The following is a 14,655-nucleotide window of genomic DNA, read 5'->3' as shown; positions in this document are numbered from 1 at the left end:
ATTTCGGGAAGCGGCATTTTACTTGCTTCGCCGCAGAAAAAAAACCTTTGCTACCTAGCTAAAATCTTGCGGATCGACATCCAGTGACCAGCGCACACGCCGCAGCTCGGGAAGCTGCTGCAATTGGGGCAGACTGTGCTGCAGTATTTGCTGGCGAAGCCCACGTTGCTGGCATTGTAGCAGCAACTGGTAACGATAGCGCCCGGCACGTCGCTCCATCACCGCCGGCATGGGTCCGAGCACCATCAATTGCGGATGCCGCGGCAGCTGATCGGCGATAGCCTGCAGGGCTGCCTGCGCATGTTGCGCTTCGTGCGCCTCGGCACGAAACAGCGCCAGCTGACCAAAGGGCGGCAACTGGGTGAGTTCCCGTTCGCGCAGCAAAGAGCGGGCAAAGGCTGCGTAACCGTTGTGGATCAGATCCTGCAGCAGATCATGTTCCGGATGGTGGGTCTGCAGTACCACAGTGCCCGGTGCACTGGCTCGTCCGGCCCGCCCCGCCACCTGCGTGATCAGTTGTCCGAGCCGCTCCGCAGCGCGAAAATCTGAGCTGTATAAAGCGCCGTCAATGTCCAGCATCGCCACCAGCGTCACATGGGGAAAATGGTGCCCCTTGGCAATCATCTGGGTGCCGACCAGCAACGGAAACTTATTCTCGGTGGCATCGGCCAAGTGCTTTTGCAGACTCCCTTTGCGACGGGTGCTGTCGCGATCGATGCGTAATACCGGGAAGTCCGGGAATAACTCGGTCAATGTTTGTTCCAGTTGCTCGGTGCCCACCCCGCGTCCAACTAACTGGGTCGAGCCACAATCATGGCATTGCGCCGGTATGCGCAACTGATCGCCACAGTGGTGACACTGCAGCTGCTGCTGGCGTTGGTGAACCGTGTAATAGGCATCGCAACGCCGGCACTGCGCCAGCCAGCCGCATTCATGGCACAGCAGTGCCGGCGCGAAACCGCGCCGGTTGATGAACACCAGCACCTGTTGGCCACGCTCAAGCTCTTCGCGCATGCGTTCAATCAAGGGTACAGACAAACCCGCTTTGAGCGGCATTTGCTTGATGTCCACCACCATATGGCGGGTGGGACGTGCCTGTCCTGCGCGCTGGGTCAATTGCAGATGTGCATAACGTTTTTGGCTGACGTTATTAATACTCTCCAGCGACGGCGTGGCTGAGCCTAAAATCACCGGTACCCGTTCTTTGTGTCCGCGCACCACAGCCAGATCCCGGGCATGATAACGGAAACCTTCCTGTTGCTTCAGCGAGCTGTCGTGCTCCTCATCGACAACAATCATGCCGAGTTGCGAAAATGGGGTGAAAATCGCCGAACGTGTGCCGATCACTATGGCTGCCGCGCCATTCTTCGCATCCAGCCAGGCATCCAGCCGCTCCCGGTCACTAAGTGCCGAGTGCAACATCACGATAGGCACGGCAAAGCGTTTCTGGAAGCGTCGCAGCGTCTGCGGGGTTAAGCCGATCTCTGGCACAATCACCAGCACCTGTTTGCCTTTACGCAACACTTCAGCCATCGCCTGCAGGTAGACTTCGGTCTTGCCGCTGCCGGTCACCCCCTCAAGTAAATAGGGCTGCGGCTGCTGGGCGGCGCCAATCGCCGCCACAGCCAGCGCCTGCTCAGGGTTGAGCTGCAACGGCTCGCTGCCGATGGCAAAGGTCCAGTCACGTTCAGCGCTGGGCTGGTGCTGATACGCCTCGATCAGCTCTTTTTCCTGCAAAGCTTTCAACGCCGATAAAGAATACTCTTGCGCGACGATATCGCGTCGCAACAGCGAGCCAGAGCGCAGCGCGGCCAGCAAGCGTTGCTGTTGGCGGGCGTTACGCAATTCATTGAGTTCCAGTTGCTGTCCGGCAGGGGTCGCCTGATAGGCCTGCGTGGTCTGATAGCTGGCCGCTTCGCCCTGCCGCAACAGTACCGGCAACCCGTGTGCCAGTACTTCACCCACTGGATGCTGATAATAGTCCGCCGCCCACTGCAATAATTCCCAAACCGGCTCGCTCAGTACGGGCTGCTCGTCAAGCACCTTGCTCACCGCTTTGCGTTTAAACTCACTCGCGGCCGGTGTTGGCACCGCACCCATGCAAAAGCCGACCACTTGCCGTGCGCCAAAGGGTACCTGCACCCGTGTCCCGACGGCAGGAGCCTGGTCACAATCGTAGTCAAACACCCGCGCCAGAGGCACGGGCACAGCCACCTGAATGACGGTGCTGGTGTTTGCATTTGAATTTACAGAAGTGGCGTTCATAACCGCTATTGTGCGGTGCTGCGCACATTGGCGCAAGCGCGATCCTGATGCTTGATCATTACTTGACCTTGAGGTAGAATTCGCGCCCTATTAATCGACATTAACCACGTATGGTGTCCGGCAACAGATCGGATGGCGATGCGGCCCAATTGAGGTAACCCCTATGAAATCAGGTATTCATCCTAACTATGAAGACATGAAAGTATCTTGCTCATGCGGCAACACTTTCGTAACCCGCTCAACTAAAGGTGGCGAATTGCACCTTGACGTTTGTTCAGAGTGCCACCCGTTCTACACTGGTAAGCAGCGTATTATGGATACTGGTGGTCGTATCGACAAATTCAACAAGCGTTTCAGCGTGTTGGGTGGCAAGAAGTCGTCGTAAAAGACAAGCTTCTGCACAGAATTCAGAAAAAGGCGCCAAAAGGCGCCTTTTTTTATGCCCGTCTCACTGTCAGCCCGCATAAGGGCTGAAAATTAGCATGGTGTGTTTTTAAGCACCTTTGCAATTTAGTGGTCCGAAGTGGCCTTGCGCAACGGTCTTTGGCATCAGGTAAGATTTGTTATTCGCTGGTAAGCCTCTACAATGTCCTTTATTCAGTCACCTGATGGCGATGCATGCCATCGTTTCGGAACCAAAAGGTACGCTATTCAATGTCTGACTTTCGCAAACAAGCGCTCGATTACCATGCATTACCGACTCCCGGCAAAATCAGTATTGAGCTGACCAAACCGGCGGAGACCAGTAAAGATCTGGCGCTCGCCTACAGTCCGGGTGTCGCCGAGCCGGTGCGCGCCATTGCCGCAAATCCTGACGATGTTTACCGTTACACAGCGAAAGGTAATATGGTCGCGGTGATCTCCAACGGTACTGCGATTCTGGGTCTGGGCAATTTAGGTCCAATGGCATCGAAGCCGGTCATGGAAGGTAAGGCACTCTTGTTTAAACGCTTCGCTGGGCTTGATTCGATCGACATTGAGGTCACCCATCGCACCACGCAGGACTTTATCAATACCGTTGCGAATATCGCCGACAGTTTCGGTGGGGTGAACCTTGAAGATATTAAGGCGCCGGAGTGTTTTGAAATTGAAGAAGCACTGATTGAGCGCTGTGATGTGCCGATTTTCCATGACGACCAACACGGTACCGCCATTGTGACCGCCGCCGGCCTGTTAAATGCATTGGAAATTCAGGGCAAAGAACTGCGCAAGGCACAAATTGTCTGTTTGGGCGCCGGCGCGGCCGCTATTGCCTGCATGGAACTGCTGATCAAGTGTGGCGCCCAGCGTGAGCACATCTATATGCTGGACTCCAAAGGGGTCATTCATACCCGTCGCGAAGACCTGAATCAGTACAAAGCCTTGTTCGCCAACAACACGGATAAACGTACATTAGAAGAAGTGATTAGCGAAGCTGACGTCTTTGTTGGTGTGTCCGGCCCGGATCTGCTGAGCCCCGACGCACTGAAACTTATGGCCGAAAAGCCTATTGTGTTTGCTTGCTCCAATCCTGATCCGGAAATTAAGCCGGAACTGGCCCATAAAGTCCGCGACGACTTGATCATGGCCACCGGCCGCTCGGATTATCCGAATCAGGTCAATAACGTACTTTGCTTTCCGTTTATGTTCCGCGGCGCTCTTGATGTCCGCGCCCGGGCGATTAATGACGAAATGAAGATTGCCGCGGTTGAGGCCATCCGTAGTCTGGCCAAAGAGCCTGTTCCGGAAAGCGTCTTAAAAGCAGCTGGCGTTGATAAACTTGAGTTTGGTGTGGATTACATCATTCCCAAACCCATCGATCCGCGTTTGAAAACCCGCGTTTCGCGTGCCGTCGCTGAAGCAGCCGTCGCCTCCGGCGCCGCCCGCATCGACCTACCGAAGAATTATATGGCGGAGTGAGTACTCCGCCTTTTTCGTTCTGGATTGACAAGACCTTAACTGATCTATACTTGCTGACGAGGCGTAATGAAATACGACGCAAACGTTAGGGAGGTTATTAATGTCTCATACGGACCCAACTAAGAAAACAGCAGAGTTTACCGCACCAGGCCTGAAAGATAAGGCCGCTCACGAAACCATTAAGTTGCTTGACGACAGATTGGTGGCGCTCATCGATTTGCAGCTGACACTGAAACACATTCACTGGAATGTCGTCGGCCCCAACTTTATCGGCGTGCATGAGATGCTCGACCCGCAGGTCGATTCCGTGCGCGAAATGACAGATACCATAGCTGAACGCATCGCGACCCTCGGTGGCGTTCCGAACGGCACGCCAAAGTATTTGGTCGACCGCCGTCGCTGGGAAGATTACTCCCTTGGCCGGGGCTTGGTTAAAGACCATCTGGTCGCCCTCGATAAGGTTTACGATGGCGTGAACTCTGATCACAGAGCCGCGCTGGAAAAACTCGCCGACCTGGACCCAGTCTCAGAGGACATGTTAACCGGCCAACTGGCTGAGCTTGAGCAATACCAGTGGTTCGTGCGTGCTCACCTTGAGTCAGCAACCGGTGAACTTAAAACTTAACCCAACACCTGATTTTTCCGCAGGGGCTATCGTCACAGGCGATGGCCCTTTTTTTGTTTTCCAACCTGCAATTCGCTCCGCTTACTACCTGAAAGAAAGTAACCACAACAACCCCAATTTTTAACCTTTACTCTGTTGCGTAGCCGATCAGACTCAACCCATTCCTAGTTATTCGTTAATATTCATGTTTTTATGCTTGCAGGAATGGCTAAGAATCAGCCTTAATCTCAATCAACAAGGACGACAACTATGACCTTAGGTGACTACTTAAAACAACAACGAACCGAACAAGATTTTAGCCAGGCTGAGCTCGCCGATAAGATGGGTGTCGAGCAGTCTTACTTGTCTAAGCTTGAAGGTGAACGTTCACTTCCTTCCGCCGAAATGCTGGCCGCCTGGCTGAGTGCGCTATCACTTGAACTTGAAGATGTACTGGAACAACTCGATCGTGCTTATTTACATGCAAAATTGAGTCGGATTCCAAGTGTTGATGCGTGGCTCCGTCAGCAGAAGGTGCAAAGTCTTTTGCGCGAACGCTTGCGTATGTATGCCTCCGTTCTTTGCGTTGCGCTCGCGGTACCTATGTTCTACCTGGGTTATACCAAGCTTCTGTTTAATGAATCGATTTATGAGTATGAATCGCCGGGCGTGGTATTACCGGGTGAGCCGCAAGATATTTTCCACCTAGCGCCGCAACTTAGCGATGGTACCCTTGAGGAACGCCACCAATCGCACCTTGATATTCTGAAACGCCGTAACCCAAAAATTTTATTGCTGAGCGACTACCGTGGCGACCAGTTCAACCGCCCCATCCCTGAGGCAGTAAATGATTCCTTTACACGCACTTATTACCTTGAAGAAACACTCCAACGACCGCGCTGGCAGAATACGCTGTTACAAGCGCTGGGACTCTTTTTCGGTACTTTTGGATTAGTGCTTCTTATACTTTTGCTGAGAACACAAAAAATGAGAACATAAAAAAGATAATACTTATGCTTGTTTTGTGAATTTCTATTCACTATACTTAGGCCATCTTCGAGTCATAAGTTTACTGTGAATGTCTAAGCAAGAAACCATACAATGCGCTGTTTTTGGAGCGAGCGGCTACAGTGGCGCTGAGCTCGTCTGGTTACTGCATAATCATCCAGAGTTTACCTTGACTCATGCATTTTCCTCGAGCGCACGTGAGAAAGCAGAGCCCATCTCCGCGTTGTATCCGCAATTGAGTGGTCGGTGCGAGCAGATTCTGCAACCTTGGCACTCGGATCTGTTGCCGCAATTGGCGCAACAGGTTCGGGTGGTTTTTTTAGCGCTTCCCCATGAAACCAGTGCTGAACTCGCGCCACAGCTGATTGCCGCTGGCCTGGTCGTCTTTGATCTGTCCGGTGCTTTTCGGCTGCGCGACGCGCATCAACACCTGCAGGCGTATGGCTTTAAGCAACCTAAGCTTGAGGCTGCTGTGCCTTATGGTTTGGCCGAATTCACGCAGTTGCGGGGTGACGAGCCCTTGATCGCCGTGCCCGGCTGTTACCCGACCGCAGCCGCACTGGCACTTCGCCCCATAAGTCATTTGCTGACCCAGCACTCTGTGCCAATTGTCAACGCGGTCAGCGGTGTCACCGGTGCCGGTCGCAAAGCCCAGCTGCACACCAGTTGCGCGGAAGTCAGCTTGCAGGCCTATGGGATTGCATCGCACCGGCATCAGCCAGAAATGGCTCAGAGCATTGGTCGTGAGGTGCTGTTTGTGCCGCATCTGGGTCATTTTAAGCGTGGCATTCTGGCGACCATTTATGCCCAGGTGCAAGCTGGTATCTCGGCGGCAACGATCGAAGACAGTCTGGCAGCATGCTACGCCGATCAACCGCTGATACGGCTCGTCGATACCCCGCCCAAGCTAGCGCAGGTTGTTGCGACCCCTTACTGTGACATTTACTTTAAGTTGCACGAGCAACAGCTTATTTTCAGCGTTGCCATTGATAACTTACTCAAAGGCGCAGCAGCACAAGCGGTGCAGCTGGCGAATCAGTATTTCCGGCTGCCAGCTAGCGCAGGCTTATTGAACCTTGGAGCTGTGGTATGACGACGCCACTGGTCATCAAAATAGGCGGTCGGGTGCTTACCGACCCCACCGCGTTAAGTCAACTTTTCAGCACCGTACAGAAGCTCGCTGCTTTGCGGCCACTGGTGCTGGTGCACGGCGGTGGCGACCAGGTGCAGGCGCTGTTACAGCGGTTGGGCGAAGTCTCGACAAAAACCGACGGTCAGCGGGTCACCCCTGCTGCACAGATGCCGATTGTCGCCGGCGTACTTGCTGGCGATCTCAATTCACAGCTTTGCGCTATAGCGCAGCAACATGGCTTAGCCAGCGTGGGGCTGACCTTGCAGGCAGGGTCCACCGTGCGGTGTGAGGTTGATACCACAAGGGGTGCGGTGGGCATTCCGCAACCGCACAGCAGTAAGTTACTTGAGCTGTTATTGGACGCCAACTACTTGCCCATCCTCAGCTCCATTGGCCTAAGTGCCGATGGCCAGCGACTCAATATTAACGCTGACCTTGCCGCAGGCGCGGTCGCGCAAGTGCTGCATGCAGACCTTATTTTACTAACCGACGTGGCCGGCATTCTCGACCGCGACGGCCTCCTCATTGACTCCATTGATGCCACGCAGGTACTGCAGCTTATCAGCGACGGGATCGTGCGCGATGGCATGGTGGTGAAATTAAACGCCGCTTTACAAGCCGCACAACATTCGCGACGAAGTATCGCGGTGGCCGGCTGGCAAGACGCCAACGCACTGACCCGACTGGCAAAGGGTGAGGCGGCCGGAACCCGCATTCGTTTCTAAGCAGCTATTACCCTATTCATTTTTTAGAATCAGTTATTAAGTTGGAATCATCATGCAAGATTTACTAGCACTGCGGGACTTATCAAGCGCGCAAGTGGCACAATTACTGGACCTGGCCCAGACCATCAAACAACGCCCCACGACCTGGCAAAACCATCTGCAGGGCAAAAGCATCGCGCTGGTATTTGAGAAGCCCTCGCTGCGCACCCGCGCGAGTTTTGCGGCAGGTATCCACCGCTTGGGCGGCCACAGTATTTACCTTGATGCTGCGAATCTGATGGGCAGTCGCGAGCCCGCGACCGATGTTGGTGCGAATCTGGCGCTATGGCACGACGCCATTGTCGCGCGGGTGTTCTCGCAGGCGACCCTGGAGGAACTTGCACAAGCCTCAGACAAACCCGTCATCAATGCACTGAGTGATGTCTGTCATCCGTGTCAGGCAATGGCTGACTTGCTCACCCTGACTGAACAGCTGGGCGATTTGAGTAAGGTCACGCTGACCTATATTGGCGATGGTAACAATGTTTGCCAGGCGCTGATGTCCGGTGCAGCGCTGGTTGGAATGGACTTACAAATCGTGACGCCGGAAGGGTATGAGCCCAATGCTGATGCCCTTGCTTTGGCACAGCAAACGGCGCAGGCAAATGGCGGGAGTATTTCCCTGCACCACGACTTCAACAATCTACAACAAACCGATGCGATTTATACCGACACCTGGTTCTCGATGGGGCAGGAGCGGGACAGTAATCAGGTGATGCATGACTTTGCCCCTTTTCAGGTCAATAACGACCTGATGCAGCAGCTCGGCGCCAGCTATTTTATGCATTGCCTTCCTGCGTACCGTGGCCGCGAGGTTACTGCCGAGGTTATTGATGGCCCGCAATCGCTGGTATTACACCAGGCCGAAAACCGTTTACACGCACAAAACGCAATTTTAGTTCAGTTATTTGCAGGAGCTCAGGCATGAAAAAGTCGATCGATAAAGTGGTGTTAGCCTATTCAGGTGGTCTGGATACGTCCGCGATCGTGCCTTGGCTCAAGGAAAACTATGACTGCGAAGTGGTCGCCTTTGTCGCTGACGTAGGTCAGGGTGATGAAGAGCTTGCCGGCGTGGAAGAAAAAGCTATCGCCTCCGGCGCCAGCAGTTGCCATGTGGTCGACCTCAAACAGCAGCTGGTCAATGAGGTGATTTTCCCGACCCTGAAAACCGGTGCCATTTACGAAGGCCAGTACCTGCTTGGTACCGCGTTGGCACGGCCAATTATTGCTGCCGCACAGGTCGAAATTGCGCGTAAAGTCGGTGCGGATGCCCTCGCGCATGGCTGCACCGGTAAAGGCAACGATCAGGTCCGCTTCGAGTCTGCGTTTGCCGCGCTGGCGCCTGATTTACAAGTGATTGCTCCCTGGCGTGAGTGGGACATGCGCAGCCGTCCGCAACTACTGGCGTACCTTGCTGAGCGCAATATTCCCTGCAGTGCATCAGCAACTAAAATCTACAGTCGCGACGCCAATCTTTGGCACATTTCGACCGAAGGTGGTGAGCTCGAAGATCCCTGGAATGCACCGACCGCACAAGTCTGGAGCTGGACCACTGAGCCCCTGCAAGCGCCTGACGTGCCGGAATACCTTACCTTGTCGTTTTTGCACGGCGAGTGGGTTGCCCTCAACGGCGAAGCTATCGATCCGGTCAGCGCCATTACTCAGCTGAATCATGTGGCGGGTGCCCATGGCGTGGGTCGCCTCGATATGGTGGAAAACCGTCTGGTCGGCATGAAATCCCGTGGCTGCTACGAAACCCCTGCTGGTGCTGTGCTTTACGCTGCGTTGCAAGGACTTGAGAGTCTGGTGCTGGATCGCACCACACAGGATTATCGGATTCGCATGGGCAACGAATTTGCTCAGTTACTTTACGATGGGCGCTGGTTTACTCCGCTGCGCGACGTCATGCTGGCAGCCGCAAACAAACTGGCTGAGCCTTTAACTGGCGATATCGTCGTTAAACTCTACAAAGGCCAGGTCAACGTCACTCAGAAGCGCTCACCCAACAGCTTGTACTCGAATGCCTTCGCTACCTTTGACGAAGACGACGTCTATAATCAACAGCATGCTGAAGGCTTTATCCGCCTTTACAGTCTGGCATCACGCATCCGCGCCCTGCACCAGACTCCGGCGGCAATCGATGGAGATGAGGCAGCGTCATGAGTTTATGGGGAGGACGGTTCAGCGAGCCCAGCGCCGCTGAATTCAAACAGTTTAACGATTCGTTGCGGTTCGACTACCAGCTGGCGACCTACGATTTACAGGCCTCCCGGGCCTGGGCGGATGCCTTAGCGCAGGCGCAGCTACTGACGGCGGACGAAAATGCCCAGTTACAGCAGGCACTACAGGAGCTGCAACAGGGCGTCGCAGCCGACCCGCAGTTGCCGTTGCAAAGCGACGAAGAAGATATCCACAGTTGGGTCGAAGCACAGCTGATCGAAAAAATCGGTGCGACAGCGAAGAAACTGCATACCGGACGTAGCCGTAACGATCTGGTGGCCACCGACCTGCGGTTGTTTTGCAAAGCTGTCTGTGCCGAGCTGATCACGGCAAATCTGGCCGCTGTGCAGGCGCTGATCAAATTCGCCGAGCGCTATCAGGCTGCGGCGTTGCCGGGCTACACCCATTTACAGCGGGCGCAGCCGATCATGGCAGGACATTGGGCATTGGCCTACGTGCAAATGCTGCAGCGCGATGTCAGCCGGTTGAAGGAAACCCAGAAGCGGCTGGACGTATGCCCACTGGGCAGCGGCGCGTTGGCCGGTACCACAGCGCCGCTGGACCGGGAAGCGCTGGCCCACAGTCTGGGCTTTCGCTACGCCTGTGAAAACAGTCTGGATGGCGTGTCCGACCGCGATTTTGCGTTGGATTTACTGCATAGCGCCAGCACCGGTATGCTGCATTTATCGCGCTTAGCGGAAGATGTGATCTTCTATTGCTCCGGCGAGTCCGGTTGTTTTGCGATGACTGACAAGATCAGCAGCGGTTCTTCATTAATGCCACAGAAGAAAAACCCGGATCTGTTTGAGTTACTGCGCGGCAAAACGGGACGGGTGTTTGGCCATCAACATGCGCTGCAAACCACCTTGAAAGGTTTGCCGCTGGCCTACAACAAAGACATGCAGGAAGACAAAGAAGGCTTATTCGATGCCCTGCATACCTACCTGCAGTGTTTGCAGATGTTGACCTTCGCGGTACCCGAGTTGAGCGTAAACGAAGCCCATGCGGCGCAGCAAGCTGCGCTGGGCTACAGCAATGCTACCGAACTTGCCGACTATCTGGTCAGTAAAGGCATCCCGTTCCGTGACGCCCACCATATCACCGGTGCAGCGGTGCTTTATGCCCAGCAGCAAGGGCAGCCCTTGGAGGCGCTAACTTTAGCCGAATTTCACGAATTTTCGGATACTATCGGCGACGATGTCTACCAGGTTCTTGAGCTGAATTACGGAGTGCAGCAGCGCAGCGCCTTAGGCGGCACGGCTCCAAGTGCGGTACGGGTCGCGATCAAACACGCCAACGACTGGTTGCATGCTGCAGAAGCCGCCAGCAAACACGTACGTCAGGCGCGCCTGAGCGATGCCAATAAAATCTGTGATCTGATCGCCTACTGGGCTGATCAAGGTGAGAACCTGCCGCGGGACAAAGCTGATGTATTACAAGCGATTCAGAGCTTTGCTGTAGCGGAAATCGACGATGAAGTGGTGGGCTGTGCGGCGCTTTATGTGTACAGCACAGGCCTGGCAGAGATCCGCAGCCTGGGTCTGTTTCCGCAGGCGCAGGGCAAAGGTCTGGGGGCTGAGCTGGTCGCGTTTTTATTATGGAAAGCGCGCGAGCTTGGTATTTCCCGCACCATCGTACTGACGCGGGTACCGGAATTTTTTGGCAAGCTTAACTTTCGTCTGACAGTCAAAGACAAGCTGCCAGAAAAAGTGATGAAAGACTGCGATATCTGTCCGCGCAAACATGACTGCGACGAAACGGCACTGGAGTACCTGCTGTAGAGCTTACTCCAGTTCGTCGGCGTCCAGCTCTTCGTCGGCCGGGATAGGCAGGCCGCGACGCTCCAGCTCGGCACGCACCTCAGCTGGGATCTTGTGTGGGTTGTCTTTGCGTAAATCGTCATCTTCAGGCAAGGGCTGCCCTGTGAAGGCGTGTAAAAACGCCTCGCAAAGTAATTCACTGTTGGTGGCGTGACGCAGATTTTTAACTTGCCGACGGGTACGCTCGTCGGTAAGCACTTTCAGCACCCGGGTAGGGATGGACACGGTGATTTTCTTCACCTGCTCACTTTTCTTACCATGTTCTACATACGGGTAAATATACTCGCCGTCCCACTCCATACTGCACCTTCCACTGAATAACCTTACATAATGGGGTGAATTGTACAATGGTCTGCGGTACAGTCAACTTTATACGCTTAGCGGTCTATACGTCTTTTTGCACAGACTTAAAATTAAGGTGCTTTATTGCCTGGCAGTGGCACCGTATAATCGCTGTTTAATCTTTATTCTGGAGAGCGCATACGCATCATGAAGGTTGAGGTTTCCGAAGCACAAATTCAAACTGTTGCAGATCAAGTTCAGGTTCACAAATTCGGCGGTAGCAGTCTTGCCGATGCCTATTGTTACCGACGGGTAGCCCGCATCGTCACAGAGTACGCCGGTGCCAGTGACCTGGTGGTGGTTTCTGCAGCAGGTGACACGACCAACCGCATCCTTGCCATTATTGATGCCAAACACGAAGCCGATGCCGATGGCGATTACGGCATGGCTGAAGTGCTACTCAAACAGTTAGAGAAGTACCAACAGGGCTTAATCACTGAATTGTTAAGCGGTGAACATCAGCAGCGCCTGTTAAGAGCCTCAGAAATTGACTTTGCCCGCTGGTGGGACTGGCTCAGCGGCGCAGAAATCATTGAAAACCGCCCAGAGCTGCTGTCCTATGGCGAACTTTGGTCAGCACGCTTGCTGTCCACCTTGCTACAGCAACAAGGTACCCAGGCGGACCACATCGATGCCCGTAGCTTTCTGGTTGCAGACGATGCGCCAGAGCCTCTCATCCGCGTTGACGTCTCGCGCGCGGGACTGCTGAACCGGATTGCCCCTTATGCCGGTACCCGCTTTATTGTCACCGGTTTCATCTGCGCCGACCCTGAAGGTCGCTCGTTGATTCTTGGTCGCAACGGCAGTGACTACTCGGCCACCCTGGTCGGCAGTCTGATTGACTCCAAGCAGGTCACCATCTGGAAAGATGTCGCCGGGGTCTACTCCGCTGATCCGCGCAAAGTCGAACGGGTCGTGAGTCTGCCTATTCTCGATTGGCGTGAAGCTGAAGAACTGGCTCGCTTAGGTAGCCCGGTGTTGCATCCGCGCACCTTCCAGCCGGTCAATCGTGAGCGCATGGTCATTGCCGTACGCTCGAGTCTGAAAGTAGAGAATCAGCAAACCCGAATTGGCTTGTACGAAGACGCCGAAGCTTCCGGTAAAGTGCTGACCGCACTTTCGGAAGTGGTGCTGTTCCGGGTCGACTTACGCGACGCCAAACTGATTGAGGCGTTCGAAGAGCTGGAACTGACCCCTTTGATTAGCTGGAACGAAGTGGCGCAACATCAGGCCTATTATGCTTACCATCAGAACCACCTGGATTACATGGAGCAATGGTTAGCTGAGATCGACACCAAGCATAACGCCAGCAAGCTCACCGGCTACGCGATGCTGGCGCTGGTCGGCAATCGTATTCAGGAGACCGAACAGTATTCTGTATTCAAGCAAGAAACCAGTGAGCAGGCGCTGCGTCGGCTGGCGCTGACACCCGATAATAATGCGGTGGTCGCTATTCTTGAGCAAAAACTGGATAACCGCCTATTGAACCGGATCCACAGTCAGCTCTTCAACCACCGCCGCAGTCTTGGTGTACTGGTGGTCGGTCGCGGTAACATCGGTAGTGCCTGGTTAAGTCTTTACCGCCGCTTGCGCGAGCGCATCAACGAACAGATGGACGTGCGTATCATTGGCGTGTTGAACTCCACCCGCATGTGGCTGGATTACAATGGTCTGGACTTAACCGACTGGCAGGATAATTTCGAACGCCTGGCCCGCCCCTATGAAATGAGTCAGCTGATCCCGGAGTTACCCAACGCACCCTACGACGAACTGGTGATGCTCGATTTAACCGATGCCACCGCTGTCGCGCAGCTGTATCCAAGCTTTTTCGCCAACGGTTTGCATATTATCAGTGCCAATAAACGCGCAGGCGCCTCGACCGAGAGCCAGTACAGCGAAATCCGCACCATCCAGCAGGAATATCAGCGGGAGTGGTATTACAACACGACCGTTGGCGCCGGCCTGCCGCTCAATTACGCGCTGAACGACTTACGTAATTCCGGCGATAGCATTCAGAGTATTTCAGGGATCTTCTCGGGCACCATGTCGTGGCTGTTTGAGAATTTTAATGCCGATGTGAAATTCAGCGACTTAGTGCGCGAAGCAAAAGAGCGCGGGCTCAGTGAACCTGATCCACGCGAGGATTTATCCTGTCAGGATATTATTCGCAAACTGCTGATTCTGGCACGCGAGATTGGCTTACGACTGGACTGGAAAGATATCGATGTTGATAGCTTACTGCCGGAACATCTGGCTGATATTCCGCTGGACGAGTTCATGCAGCGCTTACCTGAGCTTGATGATGGTATGCAGGATCTGTATCAGGACGCGCAGCAAACCGGGAAAGTTCCACGTCTTTTGGCAAGCTTTGCCGTGCGCGATGACGACCGCGTGATCGCGCGAGTCGGGATTGAGTATATTCCTGAAGGCGATATGCTCGCCAACCTGATCCCGGGTGAGAATATCTTCGTGATTTATACCGACTGGTACCACGAAATGCCGCTGGTCATAAGTGGCCCCGGAGCCGGAAAAGAAGTGACTGCGGGCGGTGTGCAATCGGATCTGAATCAATTGCTCAGCCGCCTCAGCAAAAAAGTCTGA

Annotated in this window: 12 protein-coding genes; 10 read left to right on the top strand and 2 right to left on the bottom strand. The window is 54.3% G+C overall.

Going from position 1 to position 14,655, the window contains the following annotated elements; all coding sequences use genetic code 11:
• Window positions 1-54: 54 nt before the first annotated feature.
• Window positions 55-2,265, bottom strand: a complete 2,211-nt coding sequence (gene priA, locus J6J34_RS07400; protein ID WP_301774621.1) for a primosomal protein N' — start codon at window positions 2,263-2,265, stop codon at window positions 55-57.
• A 163-nt stretch (window positions 2,266-2,428) separates the two neighbouring features.
• On the opposite strand from priA, the gene rpmE reads away from it, so the two are divergent.
• The 9 genes from rpmE (at window position 2,429) to argH (ending at window position 11,673) form a co-directional block, all read left to right on the top strand.
• On the top strand, window positions 2,429-2,650 hold the full coding sequence (rpmE, locus tag J6J34_RS07395) for a 50S ribosomal protein L31 (protein ID WP_301722102.1): 222 nt from the start codon (window positions 2,429-2,431) through the stop codon (window positions 2,648-2,650).
• 269 nt (window positions 2,651-2,919) lie between these two features.
• Complete coding sequence (locus tag J6J34_RS07390; protein WP_301722100.1) at window positions 2,920-4,164, top strand: malic enzyme-like NAD(P)-binding protein; 1,245 nt, start codon at window positions 2,920-2,922, stop codon at window positions 4,162-4,164.
• A gap of 100 nt (window positions 4,165-4,264) precedes the next feature.
• Window positions 4,265-4,789, top strand: a complete 525-nt coding sequence (gene dps / locus J6J34_RS07385) for a DNA starvation/stationary phase protection protein Dps (RefSeq protein ID WP_301898763.1) — start codon at window positions 4,265-4,267, stop codon at window positions 4,787-4,789.
• Window positions 4,790-5,038: 249 nt separating this feature from the next.
• The gene (locus tag J6J34_RS07380) at window positions 5,039-5,767 is read left to right on the top strand and encodes a helix-turn-helix domain-containing protein (protein ID WP_301898762.1); all 729 of its coding nucleotides are present in this window, start codon (window positions 5,039-5,041) and stop codon (window positions 5,765-5,767) included.
• A 79-nt stretch (window positions 5,768-5,846) separates the two neighbouring features.
• Window positions 5,847-6,869 carry an N-acetyl-gamma-glutamyl-phosphate reductase gene (argC, locus tag J6J34_RS07375; RefSeq protein WP_301898760.1) on the top strand — a complete coding sequence of 341 codons (1,023 nt, stop codon included), beginning with the start codon at window positions 5,847-5,849 and terminating at the stop codon, window positions 6,867-6,869.
• On the top strand, window positions 6,866-7,633 hold the full coding sequence (gene argB / locus J6J34_RS07370) for an acetylglutamate kinase (protein WP_301722097.1): 768 nt from the start codon (window positions 6,866-6,868) through the stop codon (window positions 7,631-7,633). Before argC ends, argB begins: the two co-directional genes overlap by 4 nt.
• 52 nt (window positions 7,634-7,685) lie before the next feature.
• Entirely contained in the window at window positions 7,686-8,600 is a 915-nt protein-coding gene (gene argF / locus J6J34_RS07365; protein ID WP_301898759.1) for an ornithine carbamoyltransferase, read from the top strand.
• Complete coding sequence (locus tag J6J34_RS07360) at window positions 8,597-9,835, top strand: argininosuccinate synthase (RefSeq protein ID WP_301835202.1); 1,239 nt, start codon at window positions 8,597-8,599, stop codon at window positions 9,833-9,835. The genes argF and J6J34_RS07360 overlap by 4 nt, the downstream gene beginning before the upstream one ends.
• On the top strand, window positions 9,832-11,673 hold the full coding sequence (gene argH, locus J6J34_RS07355; RefSeq protein WP_301722093.1) for an argininosuccinate lyase: 1,842 nt from the start codon (window positions 9,832-9,834) through the stop codon (window positions 11,671-11,673). The genes J6J34_RS07360 and argH overlap by 4 nt, the downstream gene beginning before the upstream one ends.
• Window positions 11,674-11,676: 3 nt before the next feature.
• On the opposite strand, the gene metJ is transcribed toward argH, so the two are convergent.
• The gene (gene metJ, locus J6J34_RS07350; RefSeq protein WP_301722092.1) at window positions 11,677-12,012 is read right to left on the bottom strand and encodes a met regulon transcriptional regulator MetJ; all 336 of its coding nucleotides are present in this window, start codon (window positions 12,010-12,012) and stop codon (window positions 11,677-11,679) included.
• Window positions 12,013-12,201: 189 nt separating this feature from the next.
• Here metJ and metL point away from each other — a divergent pair, with 189 nt between their 5' ends.
• A complete protein-coding gene (metL, locus tag J6J34_RS07345) occupies window positions 12,202-14,655 on the top strand; it encodes a bifunctional aspartate kinase/homoserine dehydrogenase II (protein WP_301898757.1) in 2,454 nt (817 codons plus the stop codon).

This window comes from Pseudidiomarina terrestris (assembly GCF_030466405.1).
Classification (GTDB): Bacteria; Pseudomonadota; Gammaproteobacteria; order Enterobacterales; family Alteromonadaceae; genus Pseudidiomarina; species Pseudidiomarina terrestris.
This window is presented reverse-complemented; position numbering and strand designations above follow the sequence as displayed.

Excerpts from the sequence above, each read along its gene's own strand:
- dps (WP_301898763.1), top strand. The coding sequence starts at position 4,265 with ATGTCTCATACGGACCCAACTAAGAAAACAGCAGAGTTTACCGCACCA.
- argC (WP_301898760.1), top strand. The coding sequence starts at position 5,847 with ATGTCTAAGCAAGAAACCATACAATGCGCTGTTTTTGGAGCGAGCGGC.
- J6J34_RS07380 (WP_301898762.1), top strand. The coding sequence starts at position 5,039 with ATGACCTTAGGTGACTACTTAAAACAACAACGAACCGAACAAGATTTT.
- J6J34_RS07390 (WP_301722100.1), top strand. The coding sequence starts at position 2,920 with ATGTCTGACTTTCGCAAACAAGCGCTCGATTACCATGCATTACCGACT.
- metL (WP_301898757.1), top strand. The coding sequence starts at position 12,202 with ATGAAGGTTGAGGTTTCCGAAGCACAAATTCAAACTGTTGCAGATCAA.
- argH (WP_301722093.1), top strand. The coding sequence starts at position 9,832 with ATGAGTTTATGGGGAGGACGGTTCAGCGAGCCCAGCGCCGCTGAATTC.
- rpmE (WP_301722102.1), top strand. The coding sequence starts at position 2,429 with ATGAAATCAGGTATTCATCCTAACTATGAAGACATGAAAGTATCTTGC.
- argB (WP_301722097.1), top strand. The coding sequence starts at position 6,866 with ATGACGACGCCACTGGTCATCAAAATAGGCGGTCGGGTGCTTACCGAC.
- J6J34_RS07360 (WP_301835202.1), top strand. The coding sequence starts at position 8,597 with ATGAAAAAGTCGATCGATAAAGTGGTGTTAGCCTATTCAGGTGGTCTG.
- priA (WP_301774621.1), bottom strand. The coding sequence starts at position 2,265 with ATGAACGCCACTTCTGTAAATTCAAATGCAAACACCAGCACCGTCATT.
- metJ (WP_301722092.1), bottom strand. The coding sequence starts at position 12,012 with ATGGAGTGGGACGGCGAGTATATTTACCCGTATGTAGAACATGGTAAG.
- argF (WP_301898759.1), top strand. The coding sequence starts at position 7,686 with ATGCAAGATTTACTAGCACTGCGGGACTTATCAAGCGCGCAAGTGGCA.